The sequence below is a fragment of the Streptomyces sp. NPDC088197 genome (assembly GCF_044741185.1).
GTDB lineage: Bacteria > Actinomycetota > Actinomycetes > Streptomycetales > Streptomycetaceae > Actinacidiphila.
This window is the reverse complement of record NZ_JBIUSD010000009.1, coordinates 13960-31491: the sequence shown is the minus strand read 5'-3', so window position 1 is coordinate 31491 and position 17532 is coordinate 13960. Positions and strand designations below refer to the sequence as shown.

The 17532-nt window shown below is 72.7% G+C and carries 11 protein-coding genes, 1 tRNA gene and 1 pseudogene; 8 read left to right on the top strand and 5 right to left on the bottom strand.

Going from position 1 to position 17532, the window contains the following annotated elements:
* Window positions 1-457: 457 nt before the first annotated feature.
* From ACIOC1_RS21945 to ACIOC1_RS21935, 3 genes and pseudogenes are all read left to right on the top strand, one after another.
* Window positions 458-1048 (top strand): RHS repeat-associated core domain-containing protein, encoded by a 591-nt coding sequence (locus ACIOC1_RS21945; protein WP_401856116.1) that lies wholly within the window; start codon window positions 458-460, stop codon window positions 1046-1048.
* Between the two features lie 90 nt (window positions 1049-1138).
* Entirely contained in the window at window positions 1139-1348 is a 210-nt protein-coding gene (locus tag ACIOC1_RS21940) for a hypothetical protein (protein ID WP_355336288.1), read from the top strand.
* Between the two features lie 98 nt (window positions 1349-1446).
* Window positions 1447-2054 (top strand): annotated as a pseudogene (locus ACIOC1_RS21935) (transposase family protein); the annotation flags it as partial.
* 318 nt (window positions 2055-2372) lie between these two features.
* Here ACIOC1_RS21935 and ACIOC1_RS21930 read toward each other — a convergent pair.
* From ACIOC1_RS21930 to ACIOC1_RS21910, 5 genes are all read right to left on the bottom strand, one after another.
* Window positions 2373-2449 (bottom strand) — tRNA-Thr (locus ACIOC1_RS21930).
* 107 nt (window positions 2450-2556) lie between these two features.
* On the bottom strand, window positions 2557-4122 hold the full coding sequence (locus ACIOC1_RS21925) for an alpha/beta hydrolase (protein ID WP_401716804.1): 1566 nt from the start codon (window positions 4120-4122) through the stop codon (window positions 2557-2559).
* 96 nt (window positions 4123-4218) lie between these two features.
* Window positions 4219-5286, bottom strand: a complete 1068-nt coding sequence (locus ACIOC1_RS21920) for a hypothetical protein (RefSeq protein WP_401856115.1) — start codon at window positions 5284-5286, stop codon at window positions 4219-4221.
* 418 nt (window positions 5287-5704) lie between these two features.
* Window positions 5705-6916 (bottom strand): DNA polymerase III subunit delta', encoded by a 1212-nt coding sequence (locus ACIOC1_RS21915; protein WP_401856114.1) that lies wholly within the window; start codon window positions 6914-6916, stop codon window positions 5705-5707.
* Window positions 6917-7804: 888 nt separating this feature from the next.
* A complete protein-coding gene (locus ACIOC1_RS21910; protein ID WP_401856113.1) occupies window positions 7805-10114 on the bottom strand; it encodes an asparagine synthase-related protein in 2310 nt (769 codons plus the stop codon).
* 970 nt (window positions 10115-11084) lie between these two features.
* Here ACIOC1_RS21910 and ACIOC1_RS21905 point away from each other — a divergent pair.
* The 5 genes from ACIOC1_RS21905 to ACIOC1_RS21885 all read left to right on the top strand — a co-directional run bounded on the left by ACIOC1_RS21905 (window position 11085) and on the right by ACIOC1_RS21885 (window position 17521).
* Window positions 11085-12500, top strand: a complete 1416-nt coding sequence (locus ACIOC1_RS21905) for an MFS transporter (protein ID WP_188283634.1) — start codon at window positions 11085-11087, stop codon at window positions 12498-12500.
* Window positions 12501-12726: 226 nt separating this feature from the next.
* The gene (lhgO, locus tag ACIOC1_RS21900) at window positions 12727-13977 is read left to right on the top strand and encodes an L-2-hydroxyglutarate oxidase (RefSeq protein WP_355336277.1); all 1251 of its coding nucleotides are present in this window, start codon (window positions 12727-12729) and stop codon (window positions 13975-13977) included.
* A gap of 158 nt (window positions 13978-14135) precedes the next feature.
* Window positions 14136-15041, top strand: coding sequence for a tRNA (guanosine(46)-N7)-methyltransferase TrmB (gene trmB / locus ACIOC1_RS21895; RefSeq protein WP_401856112.1), 906 nt, complete (start codon window positions 14136-14138; stop codon window positions 15039-15041).
* Between the two features lie 279 nt (window positions 15042-15320).
* Window positions 15321-16934, top strand: coding sequence for a PrsW family intramembrane metalloprotease (locus ACIOC1_RS21890; RefSeq protein WP_401856239.1), 1614 nt, complete (start codon window positions 15321-15323; stop codon window positions 16932-16934).
* A 200-nt stretch (window positions 16935-17134) separates the two neighbouring features.
* Complete coding sequence (locus ACIOC1_RS21885) at window positions 17135-17521, top strand: very short patch repair endonuclease (protein WP_401717174.1); 387 nt, start codon at window positions 17135-17137, stop codon at window positions 17519-17521.
* The last annotated feature ends 11 nt before the right edge of the window (window positions 17522-17532 follow it).

The following is a 17532-nucleotide window of genomic DNA, read 5'->3' as shown; positions in this document are numbered from 1 at the left end:
TACAGCTACGACTCCCACAACCGCCTCGCCAAGGCAAAGGAGTCGGCCACCGCGATCTGGCTGTACTGCTACGACGCCGCCGGGAACACCGTGTCAGCCACGGCCGGCTCCGACGACGCCTGCCCCGGCACCACCACCTACACCTACAACGACGCCTCCGAGCTGACCTCCAAGAACGGCTCCGCCACCGGCTGGACCTACACCCGCCGGCGACGAAACCAACGGCGCCTCCACCACCGGCATCCGCACAGGCGAGACCTGGTCAGACTTCAACCAGCTCACCTCCCTCACCGCCGCCGGCACCGCTTACACCGCCGCCTACGCCGGTACCGACAACGCCGAACGCACCCAACTCGGCGCCACGGCCTTCCACAACGGCCCCGAAGGACTCGCCGCCTCCACCGCCACCGGCGCCGACACCGGATTCACCCGCGAGCCCGGGGGCACACTCAACTCCATGAGGACCGGGGGAAAGAGCTACTACTACCTCACCGACGCCGACGGCTCCGTCCTCGGCCTGGTCGACAACGCCGCGCACCGCGTGAACACCTACACCTACAACCCCACCGGCATGCCCCGCACCGGCGGCGTGAGCGAGACCGTCCCCCAGCCCTACCGCTACCACGACGCCTACCTCGACCCCACCGGCCTGTACAAAATGGGCGCCCGCTACTACGACGCCGTCACCGAACGCTTCACCCAAACCGACCCCTCAGGCCAGGAAACCAACCCCTACGCCGCCTTCGGCGCCGACCCCGTCAACCACACCGACCCCAACGGGCTCGGATTCCTCGATGCCGTTAGCGAGTGGGCTGGACCGGTTGGCGACCTCGCTCAAGCTGGCTATCACGCATACCAAGGCGACACAAAAGCTTTGTGGGGAGACTTGGCTGGTGTTATGGCTGGTGGAATCGTAGGAGGTATGTGCACTAGCCTTGCCGTGGCAGGAACTCCTGAGACTGAAGGAATTTCCCTTGTAGCGGGACTGAGGTGCTACGCACTTTCCAACGCGGCGAGCCAATATGCATCAGGTGAAGTCTCAGGATAATTGATTTGAGTTCTGCGCAAGATTTCTGGGGCTGAGGCGACGCAGTCGCCTCAGCCCCTTCATGAAAGTAGAGTTAGAGGGGGTAGCTGCATGCCTGATCTCGGATGGAACATTCGACAGCGTGCGGCACTGCGACGTTCGATCATCTTCACTAGTGTATTTGTATTCCTTGGGCTGGTGCTTTCAATCGCACTTATCGCCATGGGAAACAAAGGCGGGTGGTTCCTTCTGGCGTTCATTCTTATGCTATCAGGTCCCTTTTTCTACATCATGCGGGTGAAGTCAAAATCCCAGCCCTGAGGTAATGGTCACGAGGAGCATTAACTGAGCCTTTTCAGCGGGTCACCGATCGGGGGACGGGGGCGGCGTGAGGGCGGGGCCGCAACGGACAGGGCTCCCGTCACGAGACCCTCGCCCGCCTTGCAGTCGCCTTCGGGATATCCGTCGGCACCGCGCACGGATACGTCACCGCCGTCACCGGGCTGCTTGCCGATCGTGCCCCGGGACTGCTGAAGACGCTGCGCGACAACGACCCGGACTTCGTCCTCCTCGATGGGACCCTCGCCGAGTGCGATCGCGTAGGCGACAGCCGCGCCGACTATTCGGCCAAGCATCGCCGCCATGGCGTGAACGTCCAGGTCGTCACGGATCCCGCCGCGGGGTCCTGTGGATCTCGCCCGCCCTGCCCGGCCGCACTCACGACTTGACCACCGCCCGCACGCACAGGATCATCCGGATCTGTGAACGGCAAGGCATCCCGGTCCTGGCCGACCGCGCCTACCAGGGCGCCAGCGCCTGGGTCACTACCGGCGTCAGACGACTACCCGGTGGCGAACTCAGCCCCACCCAGCGCACCGTGAACCGGGCGCTGGCCCAGGCCCGAGCCCCCGTCGAACGCGGCACGGCACGGCTGAAGTCCTGGCAGATCTTCCGCAGATCCCGCATCAGCCCCAACCGCATGACCGTCATCGCCAAGGCCGTCCTCACCCTGGAGAGGCAACGCTGAAAAGGCTCAGTGCGCTGCGCCCTTGTCGCAACTCGACAACCCTTCAGCCCTGAACGAACCGAGCACCGACGGTCCTACTGCACGCTGCCTGCACGCGCGGCCACCGGATGGCCACCGGGTCCGGCCTTCGGAGAGCAGACTAGAAGGCGGATGGCGATAAGTCACAGGTCAGAGCACTGAACCGAAGAAGCGACCACTGAGAGCCAACCGCAGACCTACGCATTACGATGCACGGACCGCACGTGTCCGTTTCACCCGAATTCCAAGGTCAACCAGAACAAGAAACCCCAGGTCAGAGGCCCGACCTGGGGTTTACCGTGGAGCCGCCTTCGGGATTCGAACCCGAGACCTACGCATTACGAGTGCGTTGCTCTGGCCAACTGAGCTAAGGCGGCGCGCTGCGCCTTGATGCCAAGGGTGGCAGGCGCAGCGGCGCCAAGTCTACAGGGTTCCGGGGGGTGGTTCGGACCGTTGGGGGATCAAGGGGGGTGCAGGTCAGGGGTTAGGTGCACTTCTGGTCTTTGGGGGGGACGGTGTCGTCGAGGAGGTAGGCGTTGACGGCGGTGTCGATGCAGTCGGAGCCGCGGGCGTAGGCGGTGTGGCCGTCGCCGTCGTAGGTGAGGAGGTGGCCGGAGGAGAGCTGGGAGGCGAGGGAGACGGCCCAGGCGTACGGGGTGGCGGGGTCGCGGATGGTGCCGACGACGAGGATCGGGGCGGCGCCCTTGGCCTCGATGCGCTGGGCGTGGCCGGTGGACGGCAGGGGCCAGTAGCCGCAGATGAGGGAGGACCAGGCCAGGGTCGTACCGAAGTGCGGGGAGGCGGCGCGGAAGGAGGGGAGGGCGCGTTCGACGTCGGCCGGGGAGGACAGGGCCGGGGGCAGGTCGAGGCAGTTGACGGCGGCGTTGGCGTACATCAGATTGCTGTACTTGCCCTTGTCGTCGCGCTCGTAGTAGCTGTCGGAGAGCTTGAGCAGCGGGCCGCCGTCGTCCTTGAGGGCGCTGGCCAGGGCGCCGCGCAGGGTGGGCCAGGCGCCCTCGTCGTACATCGCGGCGATGACGCCGGTCGTGCCGAGGGCCTCGGTGAGCGGGCGGCTGGTGCCGGTGGAGAGCGGGTGGCTGTCCAGGGAGGCGAAGAACGCGTCGAGGTGCTTGCCCGCGTCGTCGGTGGACGTCGTGCCGAGCGGGCAGTCGGAGCGCTTGACGCAGTCCGCCGCGAACGCCTTGAAGGCGACCTCGAAGCCGCCGGCCTGGGCGCGGCTGCTCTCCAGCGCGCCGACGGAGGGGTCCATGGCGCCGTCGAGGACGAGACGGCCGACGCGCTGCGGGAAGAGCCCGGCGTAGGTGGCCCCGAGGAAGGTGCCGTACGACTTTCCGACGTACGTCAGTTTCTGGTCGCCGAGCAGCGCGCGCAGGATGTCCATGTCGCGGGCGGACTCGACGGTCGAGACGTGGCCGAGGATCTTGGCGGAACGCTTCTCGCAGCCGTTGGCGAAGCCGCGGTCGGCGGTGACGAGCTTGTTGACCTCGGCGTTGTCGTCGGGCGTGGTGTCGACGGCCGTGAACGCGTCCATCTGCGGGTCGCTGAGGCATTCGACGGGCTCGCTGCGGGCGACGCCGCGCGGGTCGACGGCGGCCATGTCGTACCGCGAGGTGACCGCGGTCGGGTAGCCGAGGGCCGCGTACTGGAGGTAGTCGATCGCCGAGCCGCCGGGGCCGCCGGGGTTGACCAGCAGCGAGCCGAGCCGTTTGCCCGGGCCTGTCGCCTTCTTGCGGGCGACGGCGAGCTTGAGGTCGTCGGCGGTGACGGGGTGCGCGTAGTCCAGCGGGACCTTCATGGTCGAGCACTGGAAGCCGGGGACGCCGCAGTCGTGCCACGACAGCTTCTGTCCGTAGTACGGCGCCAGGTCCGCGGGGCTCTCGGACGGCAGCGGTGTGAGCGAGGTGGTGGCGGGGACCGGCGACGACGCCGCGGCCTTGTGCCCGCCCCCCTCTGAGGTGCATGCGGACAGCAGCAGTCCGGTCACCGCGATCACGGTGGCCGGGATGCGGAGCAGGCGCTTGGAGTGCATCGGCGGCTCGGATCCTCCCGTCGGGTGCTTGCGAGCGTATCGGCCGGGGGGCGGGGACAGACGCTCAAGCTGTCCCCTTACGAGTGATACGCACGATTATGAGCGTTTGAGGGGGGTGGGGGTGGGCGCCGCCCCGGTCGCGGCGTGGGCTTCCGGTACGGCTGTCGCGTGACCGGCCTTCGATACGGCCGAGGTGCCGCGCGGCTTCGATACGGCCGAGGCGGCTTTACGGCTCGGCCCCTCCAGCTTCTCCGTCAGATACCCCGCGACCAGCGCGTACATCTCGCGCCGCACCCGTACGCCGTCGATGATCCGGACCTGGTCGCCGCGCGGGCGCAGGGCGGCGCGCAGGCGCAACGCCGAGGCGCGCGGGGCCAGTTCGCCGGTGGTGGCGGCCAGGAGCAGGGCCGGGTGCGGGCCCGCTGCCGGGGCGAGCGGCGGATACGTACCGGAGATCCCGGCGGCGGCGCGGTACCGGCCCGGGTGGGTCAGCGCCTCGTGCACCGCGCAGGGCGCCTGCGCGCCGAGGCCGATGACGGCGTGCGCGCCGCTCGCGGGCAGCGCGCGGAAGTGGCGGGCGGCCTCCGCCAGGACGGCGACCGGGTCCTGACCGCAGTCGCGCGGCATGACCAGCAGGAACGGATTGGCCAGGCCGCGCTTGGCCTGTACGGCGAAGCCCTCGAAGAGGTCGGGGGCGCCGGTGGCGGGCAGGTGCGCGAGGACGACGGGGTACGCGAGGCTCGCCGCGCCCGCCGACTCGTAACGCGGCGGCAGCCAGACGCGGATGCCGTCGCGCAGTTCCATCAGGGTGCCGCCCGCCGGGTGGCCGACCGTACGCATCTCGGGCGCCGGCGGGGCGGGGGCGGGGGTACGGCTGGGGGCGGGCGGCACGGTGGCCGTGGACTCGGCCGACTCCCCGGCGGGGGCCCGGTCGGCGCGGCCGGTGTCGCGGGAGTCGCTGAGCAACGGCACGGCGAGCGACAGGGCGGTGAGCGCCGCGACCCCGGCCGCCCCCGCGCGCAGGGCGGTGCCGAGGCGGTCGGCGGGCAGTTCGTACGGCCGCCCGGCGCGCTCTGACCACCAGTGCCGCAGGGCGCGGTGGGCCAGCAGTACGGCGGCGGCGGTCGCCGCGAGCAGCAGGACGGACAGGACGACGTCGGCCACGGCGGAACCCCTCGGGTGCGGGTGCGCTCCCGCTGGGACGGTGCGGCCGGGTACGGGGGGCTGGTCCTCGGGCCGGGGCCATGGACCAGGTTCCTGGGCCTTGGTCTTGGACCGGGGCCTTGGGCCGGACCCTTGGGCCTGGTCGGGTCCTCGGGTCGGTCCTCGGGGTGGGATGCCCCCCGGGGCGGTTGGTGATTCCGTACGGCGGCGGAAGCGCGGGAACGCTGTCTGCACCTTGCAACGGCTGCGGGCCGTGGGGTGGGAGACGTTACGGGGGCGGGGGCGGGATCACCCGGACGGACCAAGGGGGTGGCCTTCCGGCGGACGAACCCTCCGGCCGCCGGGGCCCTTCCGGAGGACGAACCCCGGACCGCCGGGGACCCTTCCGGCGGACGGACCCCGAGCCGCGGCTCGGCCCTCAGCCCGCTCGTAGCGCCAGGGTCATGGCCTCCACCGCCAGCAGCGGGGCGACGTTACGGTCCAGGGCGTCGCGGCAGGCGAGCACGGCCTCGATCCTGCGCAGGCTGTTCTCCGGCCGGGACGACGACGCGATCTGCTCGATGCCCTCGCGGACCTCGGTGTTCGCGATGCCGACCGCCGAGCCGAGCTGCAACGACAGCACGTCGCGGTAGAAACCGGCGAGGTCGGTGAGCGCGAGGTCGAGCGTGTCGCGCTGCGTACGCGTCGAACGCCGCTTCTGCCGGTCCGCCAGCTCCTTCATCGCGCCCGCCGTGCCGCGCGGCATCCGGCTGCCCGCGCCCGCCGCCGCGCCGAGGGCCGCCCGCATCTCCTCGGTCTCCTTGCCGTCGACCTCCTCCGCGACCGCCTTCGCGTCCTCCTGCGCCGCGTCCACCAACTCCTGCGCCGCGCGCAGGCACCCGCCGATGTCCGCGACCCGCAGCGGTACGCGCAGCACCGCGGCGCGGCGGGACCGTGCCGACTCGTCCGTCGCCAGCCGCCTCGCACGCCCTATGTGGCCCTGGGTCGCCCGCGCGACCCGCTCCGCCAGCGCCGGGTCGATGCCGTCGCGCCGCATCAGTACGTCCGCGACCGCCTCGGCCGAGGGCGTACGCAGGCTCAGCAGCCTGCACCGCGAACGGATCGTCGGCAGCGCGTCCTCCACCGACGGCGCGCACAGCAGCCACACCGTGCGGGGGGCGGGCTCCTCGACGGCCTTCAGCAGTACGTTGCCCGCGCCTTCCGTCAGGCGGTCCGCGTCTTCCATGACGATGACCTGCCAGCGGCCTCCGGCCGGGGACAGCGCGGCGCGCCGCACCAGGTCACGGGTCTCTTTGACGCCGATGGAGAGGAGGTCCGTGCGGACGAATTCCACATCGGCGTGGGTGCCGACGGCCGTGGTGTGGCAGCCGTCGCAGAAGCCGCAGCCGGGGGCGGCGCCGAGGGCTCGGTCGGGGCTGACGCATTGGAGTGCGGCGGCGAAGGCTCTGGCGGCGGTGGATCGGCCCGAGCCGGGGGGGCCGGTGAACAGCCAGGCGTGCGTCATTCTTGACGCCTCGGGTTGTGGACGGCCTTCTTCGTGGGCCGTCACCAAGGCGTTTGCGTCTGCCGCCGCCGCTGATAGCTCCGCGACTACGCGCTGCTGGCCGACGACGTCGTCCCATACCGTCATGTCGACCTCCCTTCGCCTTGTCCCCGTCGTTTCCCCGAGGACCATTCTGCGTCACCCCACTGACAGGGGTGGGCGCCTTTGCGGTGCCTGGGCCTTCCCGCCCGCCCACCCGTGCGGGTGCTTTCTTCGTCTGCGGGTGCCGCCTGTGCCTGGTCGGTCCCGGCCCGGGGCACCTCCTCGGGCGACGAACCTGCGGCCACCTCCACTCGCTTCTGCCCTTGCCCGTTCGTCCCCCTGCGGGGGCACCCCGCACCGTCCCCTCCGGTCCACCGGCGCCCGCCTGTCCGCTGTGGCTGAGGGCGGAGGGGGTGGGTGGGGGCCCAGGCCCCGCGCGACCGACCGTCCAGCCGGGCGGGAGGAGGGGGTGGGTGGGCAAAGGGGGGTGGGTGGGGTGCCGGACCTGTACGCAAGACGGTCCGTTGGGGTGGCCGGGCAGGGGGGTGGGTGGGAGCCCGACCCCTGCGCCCCCGACCTCCCGGCGGGGCGGGCGGAAGGGGGCCTCACACCACCCCCTCCAGCCTGGTGGGGGGAGGTGCGGGACCTAAGGGGTGAGGGGTGTCGGAGTGGGGTGGGCGCAGGGGGCGTCGTGGGGCGCTTGGAGAAGGGCCCCCACCGGGAGGGGCCACCGGCGCAGGGCGGCATGCCGAAAAGACCCCCTAACCTCCCCGGCAACCCCCACCGGACCGCCGGACGCCGACGTACCGGGAGGGGACGGGCCGGGGTGCCCCCGCAGAAATGCGGTGACAAGAAGGGCACCGGATACAGGAGACCAGGTAGCCGCATTTCGAGGAGGTGCCCCGGACCGGCACCGACCCAGGCACAAGCGGCACCCGCAGACGAAGAAAACACCCGCACGGGTGGGCGGGCGGGAAAAGGAGAAACGCGACGTCAGAGAGAGAGGCGCTGGACGCCGGAAGAGAGGGCGCGGGGATCAGTGGGAGTGGCGGGATCGGTCCAGCACGACCCCCTCCGCGCAAGCAGCCGCCGCAGCCAGACCTCAGTGGCGACAAGGTCGCCCAACCCGTCGAGATCCGCCGGCACCCCACCCCCGTCCGCGACAGCGACCAGCGCGGAGCGCACCACCCGAGCGTCGATGAGCCCGGCATCGGCAAGCAGCGGCGCGTCAAAAAGGTCCAGAAGGTCGTCCAGCGCCAAGCGCAACCCCGTGCGGGCCGCCGCGGCAGCGGTGGAGTGGGAGTTGGCGCCCCACCCCGGCGGCAGGTCACGGACCCCGGCGCCTTCGAGGACGTCGCGCAGGACGTCGGCCCGGGCGCCGGGCCGTACGCGAAGGGCGCCGGGCAGCGCCCGGCAGGCCCGGACGACCTGGTTGTCGAGGAATGGCGCGTGCAGCCGCTGGCTGGGCACCGCCGCGGCCTGCTCGAAGGCGCGGAAATCCGCGGCGGTACGCGCCAGCACGGCGCGGGCGCGCCGCTCCCCCGGCCGGTCCATCGGCCACGGCCGCCGCGCGGCGTCCTGGAGGCGTACCGACACCTCGGCCAGCGCCTCCCCGGTGAGCCAGCGGGCGGCGGGCCCCGGCCGTACCCAGGTCATCGCGGCGAGGGACGCGGCCAGCGGCCCACTGCCGGCGGAGCCGAACTCGTGCCGCTGGAGCCGCGCCGCCGCGTCCTCCACACCCTGTTGATACGGGGTGCGGGCCAGCCGCCGGGCGGCGCGGTAGACGGTGATCGGCACGGTGAAGGGCACGAGCGCGGGGTGCCCGAGGGCCCCGTCGGCGCGGGTGAGCGCGGCCACCGGCCGTACGAGGTGGCGGCGGCGCCGGTCCATCAGGAGGTCGGCGAGCCGCGCGGGATGCGCGTCGAGGACCTGCCGGGCGCCGTATCCGATGAGGTGGTCGGCGCCGCCCGCGGCGAGCCGCCGGCGGTTGCGTTCGGCGTCGACGAGGGAGGGGGCGGGCTCGTCGGTGAGCGCGCCGCCGCCGAGGTCGGCGTACGGCAGCGCCTCGGGGCCGCCGGGGACGACGACGTGCCGCAGCCGCGGGTCGGCGCCCATGATCCGCGCCCGCTCCAACTGCGCTTCCCTGGAGTGGAGTCCGCCGCCCGAGGGCTCCCCGCCGGAGGACCCCGGAGGTCCGCCGCCCGCGAGGTCGTTGAAGGTGACGGCGAGCAGCCGCTCGCCCGCGAGGGAGCCGGGCGCGCCGGGCAGCATGCCGGGGTTGCCGGGCAGCCCCGCGGCGAGCAGCGCGAGCGTGGCGGAGGCGCTGCCCCCGGAGAGGTCGGCGCCGATGCCGGGCGCGGGCCCGTCCCCGGGGTCGGGTACGAAGCGGGCCTGGGAGAGCCTGGCGCGTACGGCGTCGACGAGCGCGTCCCGTATGCCCTCGACGGCCGCGGTGGCGTCGGCGTTGTTGGTGGGCTGGTGGCCGACGGCCAGCGAGGTGGTCTGTTCGTAGCCGCTGATCTCCGGGGCACCGTCGCGCAGGATGAGCGCGTGGCCGGGCGGGACGCGGCGGACGCCGAGGTACGGGGTGCCGTCGCCGAGCGCTTCGGGCGAGTCGGGGCAGGCGAGGAGCGCGGCGAGGTGGGTGACGTCGAGCCCGGCCTCGATGAGGTCGGCGAGCGGGAGGGCGGCGGTCGCGTACGCCGTACCGCCCGCCCAACGAGTGTGGAAGACCGGCCTGGCCCCGGCGAGGTCGCCCAACACGGTGATGCGGCGGCCGAGTTGGAGTACGGCGGTGTAACTGCCCGACCAGGCCGTCAGATGGCGCAGCGCGCCGCCGCGGGCGGCGACCAGGCCGAGCCGCAACTCGGCGTCGCTGGCGCCGCATCGGCCGAGTACGGCGAGCCGGGCGACGGTGTGCGGGGCGCCCCCGCCGTGCCCGTTGCTGTGGGAGCCGTTGCTGTGGGAGCCGTTCGAACCGCCGCCGCCCCGGCCGCCGTTGCGGTACGCGCCGCCGTCGCCGTACGCGGCACCCGCCCCGCCGTACGTGTCGCCGTAACCGTCCCCGTAGGCCGCGCCCGCGGAGCCGTACGCCGCACCTTTGCCGCCGCCGAAGGCGTACGCGGCGCCGCCGCCCGGATCGGCCTGGACGACACGGACCTCGTCGGGCCGCCAGTCACCGACGGCCCACAGCGGATCCGGTTCCGACCACAGGAGTTGGGCACCGACGGGCAGGAGCGTACGGGTCCTGCTGCCGGGAACGGGACCCGCGGTGGCACTGCTCCACCCCACCAACCACCGCATCGCCGCCTCCACAGGCTGTGGACAGCCGGTACGCGGGGGGCCGCTCTGCCGCCGCCCCACTGCTCTACCGCTTCGCTGCCACGTCTGACGTCCGAAAGACCATGCTGCCACGTGAAGGCGCGCAAAGCGGCGCATGGGTGCACCAAGGAGCGCCGGGTCGCGCGCTGAGGGCAGCCGCGAGGCGAGTGTGAAACACGCATCAGCCGAAACGTCTGATTCGCGCCAAAGTCTGCGGCACATGCCGGAGTTGATATGCCGGAAAGCCCCGTACGCGACCAGGGACCGGTTGAGGACCGTTCGAGGTCGGCATGCGGGACATTAAGGGCACGTTCCGGCGCGGGCGGGGGCGGTGAATGTGGTGAAGGAGACAGTGGTGAGGGCCGTGGAGAAGGTGTGGAGCAGGTGTGGACCGCTGGTGGAGCACCTCCCGCGGACGCCGGGCGGCGCGGGCGGGGCCGGGTGCGGGCGCGCCGTCGCGGGGAGGCTTCGGCGCAAGGGGAGGTCCACGGCCCGGGAGGGCGCTGACGCACCTCCCGGGCCGGTCCGCCGCCCGCGGGGATTGTGGCAACGGAACCCCCTGGCCCGCCGTACCACCGCCATAGCCGCCTGCCGGGGCCGCGGGCCGACCCACGGACCCTATGCAAGCGCCGCCGTCCCGGACGGCACAGAGCGCACGGCCGGGCGCACGGCCACATATACCGGGAGCACGGTCCAATGAGGTGGCGAGTAAGGGGCAGGAATCTCGCCATCCGGGACGAGACTCTTAACGGTCGGGATGCGGCGAACTACGCTGGGTGTACCCGGTTCGCACACGTACGCGCGGCTCGGGTGTCCGGCGCATGCGCCGCACCGGCCGCCGAGCGGTCACCGCGGTGGCTGAATCGGGCTCCAGGGGAGGGTGACCCCCGTACCCCACGACAAGACCAGGCCGGCCGGCCTGCCCCCCAGCGGCATCACGAGGTGAACCGCAGTGAACAGAGAACACCGCGGGCCGAACGAGAAGCTCGGCACCCTTCTCGCTCTGGCGGGCATCAGCAACGCCGGACTGGCCCGCAGGGTCAACGACTTGGGCGCCCAACGCGGCCTGACCCTGCGTTATGACAAGACGTCGGTCGCCCGGTGGGTGGCCAAGGGCATGGTCCCGCAGGGCGCCGCGCCGCATCTGATCGCGGCGGCGATAGGCGCCAAGCTCGGCCGTCCCGTGCCGCTGCACGAGATCGGTCTGGCCGACGCGGACCCGGCGCCCGAGGTCGGTCTCGCCTTCCCGCGCGATGTCGGCGAGGCGGTGAAATCGGCCACCGATCTGTGGCGGTTGGATCTTGCCGGACGGCGCGGACCCGGCGGCACCGGCATCTGGCAGAGCTTGGCCGGATCTTTCGCAGTGAGCGCTTACGTGACCCCCGCGTCGCGCTGGTTGATCACCCCCGCGGACGCCACCGTGGCCCGCGACGCGCCCGCGCCGGGCATGAACCACGTCGGTCACAACGACGTGACCAAGCTCCGCGAAGCCGCCGAGGACGCCCGCCGCTGGGACTCCAAGTACGGTGGCGGCGACTGGCGTTCGGGCATGGTCCCGGAGTGCCTGCGGGTCGAGGCGGCGCCCCTGCTGCTCGGTTCCTACAGCGACGACGTGGGCCGCGCGCTGTTCGGCGCGACCGCCGAACTCACCCGTCTCGCCGGGTGGATGGCCTTCGACACCGGCCAACAGGAGGCCGCCCAGCGGTATTACATCCAGGCGCTGCGGATGGCCCGCGCCGCCGCCGACGTACCGCTCGGCGGTTACGTGCTCGCCTCGATGTCGCTCCAGGCCACGTACCGCAACTTCTCCGACGAGGGCGTCGACCTCGCCCAGGCCGCCCTGGAGCGCAACCGCGGTCTGGCGACCGCCCGCACGATGAGCTTCTTCCACCTCGTGGAGGCCCGCGCGCACGCCAAGGCGGGCGAGGCCGCCGCCTGCGGGGCCTCGCTGGCCGCCGCGGAGGCGTTACTCGAGCGCTCCCGCGAGGGCGACGCCGACCCGCAGTGGCTCGGCTTCTACTCCTACGACCGGCTCGCCGCCGACGCCGCCGAGTGCTACCGCGACCTGCGCGTCCCGCGCCAGGTGCAGCGCTTCACCGAGCAGGCCCTCGCCCGCCCCACCGAGGAGTTCGTCCGCTCCCACGGCCTGCGCCTGGTCGTCTCCGCCGTCGCCGAACTGGAGTCCGGGAACCTGGACGCCGCGTGCGCCGCGGGCACCAAGGCCGTCGAGGTCGCGGGGCGCATCTCCTCGGCCCGCACCACGGAGTACGTCCGCGACCTGCTGCACCGCCTGGAGCCGTACAACGACGAGCCGCGGGTGCTGGAGCTGCGGGAGCGGGCCAGGCCCTTGCTCGCGGCCCCGGCGTAAACGATTCAGCCGGGCGGGCCGGCAGGCGCGTGCGGGCGGACCGGCGGCGAGGGCGGGCGGACCGGCGGCGCGGATGCGCCAGCAGCGTGGGAAGGCCGGCAGCACGGGCGTAGCGGCAGCGCGGATGCGCCAGCAGCAAATTCCGGGCCGTCCGGCGGTTTCCGGCCGGTACGGCGTTTGAGGAGCGGGCCGCCGGGCTAAGAGGGCCCCACAGGCAGGAGGCGTCATGACCCGCAGCACCGCACCCGCCTCCCGCCCGGAGGATGTCCTTGTCGTGGGCGCGGGCATCATCGGCCTCTCCACCGCCTACGCGCTCACCCGCGCCTCCCCCGGCATCCGCGTCACCGTGCTGGAGAAGGAACCGGGCCCCGCGCGCCACCAGACCGGCCGCAACAGCGGGGTGATCCACAGCGGCATCTACTACCGCCCCGGCTCCCTCAAAGCCCAGTACGCGCTGGCGGGTTCGGCCGAGATCGGCAAATTCTGCGCCGAGCACGGCATTCCGCACGAGACCACCGGCAAGCTCATCGTCGCCACCGCCCAGGCCGAACTCCCGCGGCTGCACGCCCTGGTCCAGCGGGGCCGCGAACACGGCATCCCGGTAAGGGAGTTGGGCCCGGCCCAGATCGCCGAGTACGAGCCGAAGGTCGCGGGGCTGGCCGCCATCCACGTCGCCACCACCGGCATCTGCGACTTCCGCGAGGTCGCCGCCACCCTGGCCCGGCTGGCCGGGGACGCGGGCTGCCGGGTCCGCTACGGCGAGCGGGTCCGTACGATCGAGCGCCGCGCCGACGGCCTGGTCGCCGTCCGCAGCAGCGATGCCGAGGGCCGCCCGCGCCCCGAGATCCGTACGAAAGTGCTGGTCAACTGCGCGGGGCTGCACAGCGACCGGATCGCGGAGCTGGCCGGGGACGACCCGGGCATGCGGATCGTGCCCTTCCGCGGCGAGTTCTACGAGCTGATCCCGGTCCGCCGCGGGCTGGTGCGCGGTCTTGTCTACCCGGTGCCCGACCCGGACTTCCCCTTCCTCGGCGTCCACCTGACCCGCGATGTGCACGGCGGCGTCCACCTCGGTCCGAACGCGGTGCCCGCGCTCGCCCGCGAGGGCTACCGGCGCGGCACCGTGGGGCTGCGCGACCTCGCCGCGACCGCCCGCTTCCCCGGCACCTGGCGGATCGCCCGCCGCCACTGGCGCCAGGAGGCGGGCGAGATCCACCGCTCGCTGTCCAAGCGCGCCTTCACCGCCGACGCCCGCCGCCTGCTGCCCGCGCTGCGCCCCGGCGACCTCGTCCCGGCCCCCGCCGGGGTCCGCGCCCAGGCCGTACTCCCCGACGGGACCCTCGTCGACGACTTCCTCTTCGCCGGGACCGCCCCCTTCGTCCACGTCCTCAACGCCCCCTCCCCCGCCGCCACCGCCTCGCTCCCGATCGGCCGCGAGGTCGCCCGCCGGGCCCTGGAGGCCCTGCGCGCCGCGTAGCCCCGCGGACGGCGTTCACGGTTCGCGCCTGCGCCCCCGGCCGCCGTACGGCCCCGGACCTGGCCTTACGCGGCGCGTCCGCGCACCGGTACGTGAGCCCGTACGCCGCTGGCAGCCGCGCCGGGGGGCCGCGGGCGCCCCGTAGAATCGACGGCATTGTGTCCACGTCACCCACTCCCCCCGCCACGCGTACGAGCGCGCCCGCCGTACGCGAGACCGATGCCGTAGCCCTAGCCGTAACCGTCTCCGTCGCGGAATCCGTCACGGAAGCCGACGCCGAAGCCGTCACGGAAGCCGACACGGAAGCCGTTGCCGGAAAGGGCGCCTCCGGCGTCGGCAAGCAGCAGCGCTTTCCCAGCGGGCCCGCGCCCGATCCGGCGGGGTCGCGGGAGGAGCACCGGATCAGGTCGTTCCATGCCCGGCGGGGGCGGATCACGCAGGCGCAGGCCGCGGCGATCGAGCGGCACTGGGAGGCGTGGGGGGTGGAGCTGGACGGCGCGCCGCTGGATCCGGGCGCGCTCTTCGGCGACCCCGAGCCGCCCGTGGTGCTGGAGATCGGCTTCGGGATGGGGGACGCGACCGCCGCGATGGCGGCGGCGGACCCGGCGACCGGCATCCTGGCCGTCGATGTGCACACCCCCGGCCAGGGGAATCTGCTGGCGCTCGCCGACCGCCTCGGCCTGACGAACGTCCGGGTGGCCAACGGCGACGCCGTCGTCCTGCTGCGGGACATGCTGCCGCCCGCCTCGCTCGCGGGCCTGCGCGTGTACTTCCCCGACCCCTGGCCGAAGGCCAAGCACCACAAGCGGCGGCTGATCCAGCCGGACTTCCTGGCCATGGTGCTGCCGCTGCTGCGGCCCGGCGCGGTCGTGCACTGCGCGACGGACTGGGAGCCGTACGCCGAGCAGATGCTGGAGGTGCTGGCGGCGGAGCCGGGGCTGGCGAACCGGTACCCGGCGGAAGGTTTCGCCCCCCGGCCGGACTTCCGGCCGATGACGAAGTTCGAGCGGCAGGGGCTGGCGAAGGGGCACGTCGTACGCGACCTGCTGTTCACCCGTATCTGAGGGAGGCGGCGGGGGGCGTCCTGCGTAGGCGCGTGGGGCGCGGGGCGCGTACGGGCGCGGGGACGTCCGGCGTACGCGACCGGCGCGCGCTCCGGGAACCGTCTCCTGGCCCGCCCCTGGTCTCGTCCCTGGCCCGGTCCCTGGCCCGGTCCCTGAGCCGCCGCCGGAACCGCCCCTGACCCGCCCGTTCGGGCCGGGCAGCGGCGGTCACCTGCGCGAACCGATGCCGACGCACCCTCGCGTACGGCCGCCCGGCCCCCGTACTGTCGACGGGTGTCCATGTTTTCGCACCCGGCTGCCGGGGCCGCGGGTCCTCAGGAGGCCGCTGCCCTGCCCGCGTCGGGGCCGCCGCCCGGGTCCGCCGCGCCGGGACCGCAGTCCGGGACCGCCGGATCGGGCTTCGACGGATCAGGTTCCGCCGGATCGAGTTCCGACGTATCCGGTCGCGACGTATCCGGTGCCGCCGTATCCGGTCCCGACGTATCCGGTCTCGCCGCGTCGGAGGCCGCACCCGCCGGGCCGCCGCCCGGATTCGCTCCCGCGCCCGCTCCCGAGACCTGGCAGTACGCGCCCCGCCGTCCGTTCTGGGAGAGCCGGGCGGTCCGTACGGGCGCGCTGTTCACGGCGTTGGCCGTCTGCGGTGTGATCATCCTCGCGGTCGTGCGCCAGCACATAGGCACCGAGAGCTTCCTGGTCGGCCTGGTGCTGGCCGTCCTGCCGGTGCCGTTGCTGGTCTGGGCGTTCCTGTGGCTCGACCACGTGGCGCCGAGCCCCTGGCAGAACGTGGTCTTCGCCTTCTCCTGGGGCGCGTGCGCGGCGACCCTCGTCGCGCTGTTCGCCAACGAGTACGGCGCCAAGCTGATCGCCACGACCTTCTCCGCGACTCCGACGCAGACCGACCACTGGGGTGCGACTTTCGTCGCGCCGCTGGTGGAGGAGACGGCGAAGGGCGCCGCGCTCCTGCTGCTCTTCCTCTTCCGGCGCCGTCACATCGAGTCCGTCGTGGACGGCATCGTGCTGGCGGGGCTGGCCGCGACCGGCTTCGCCTTCACCGAGAACATCCTGTACATCGGCTCGGCCTTCGGCGAGGACAAGGCGCTCGGCTCCTCCGTACTCGACTCGGCGACCGCCGCGACCTTCTTCGTCCGCGTCCTGATGACGCCCTTCGCGCACCCGCTCTTCACGGCGATGACCGGCATCGGTTTCGCCATCGCCGCCACCAGCCGCCCGCGCAGTGTGTGGCGCTGGCTCGCGCCGCTCGGCGGCTGGCTGCTCGCGATGGTGCTGCACGGCCTGTGGAACAGCTCCTCGATGCTCTCGCCCGTCGGCTTCCTGACCGTCTACGTGGCCGTCATGATCCCGGTCTTCGGCCTCGTCGTCTGGCTCGCCTTCTGGGCCCGCGCCCGCGAGTTGCGCACCATCCGCACCAACCTCCCCGTCTACGCCGCCGCCGGCTGGCTGACGCTCCCCGAGCCGACCGCCCTGGCCTCGATGAAGGCCCGCAGCCAGGCCCGCGACACCGCGCGCCGCTACTACGGCGAGAGCGGGGCGCGCGCGGTACGCGACTACACCGCCTTCGCCACGCACCTCGCCTTCCTGCGCGCGGCGGCCACCCGCGGCATGCCCGCGCCGGACTTCACCGCGCGCGAAGCCGAACTCCTCCATCACCTCTGGCAGCGCAAGTCCCTGGTGCGAATCCCGCTCGCCCAGGCCGCGACGCCCCACCTCCCGCCCGCCGCCTGGGCGGCGCCCTTCCCCCATCCGCGCCAGGCCCCGATGTGGGGTCCCCGGCCGTGGGACGGCCAGGCGCCCGGCCAGTGGGGTGCGCCCGGCGGATGGCACGCGCAGGCGCCCGGCACGTGGGGCGCCCCCGGACCCGGCAAGCACCGATAATCTCCGCGCCTCGCGCCCACCGCGTCGCCCTGGCCTCCGCACGGCTGGGTCTCTCCCCACCACGGATCTGTGCCAGTAGCCGCGAGCTGAACTCCGTTTCAGACGAGTAGGATTCAGCCCATGAATGGGCAAGCTCAACGCCGTATCCGCCGTATGATCCTGTGCCCGTGAAGCCTTCCTCACCCAGCGTCTCGGCCCGGATGAGGCGTCAAGCCAGTCGAGACACCACGCCGGAAGTGGCCGTACGGCGGCTCCTGCACGCGGCCGGATACCGGTACCGGCTGCATCGCCCCGTCCCTGGCCTTCGGCGGCGCACGATCGACATCGTATTCCCCGGACCAAAAATTGCCGTCTTCCTTGACGGCTGCTTCTGGCACGGCTGTCCGGCACACGCCACGCGGCCGAAGTCCAACGCCGAATGGTGGCGGGAGAAGCTCGACCGCAACATGGAACGCGACCTCGAGACCACTTCGCAGTTGTCCGGCGAAGGCTGGACCGTACTGCGCTTCTGGGAACACGAGGATCCGCTGGCCGTGGCAGAACATGTTGCCGAAGTGGTCGAGAAGGCCCGCGGACGTCATGGCTGAGAGAGATGACG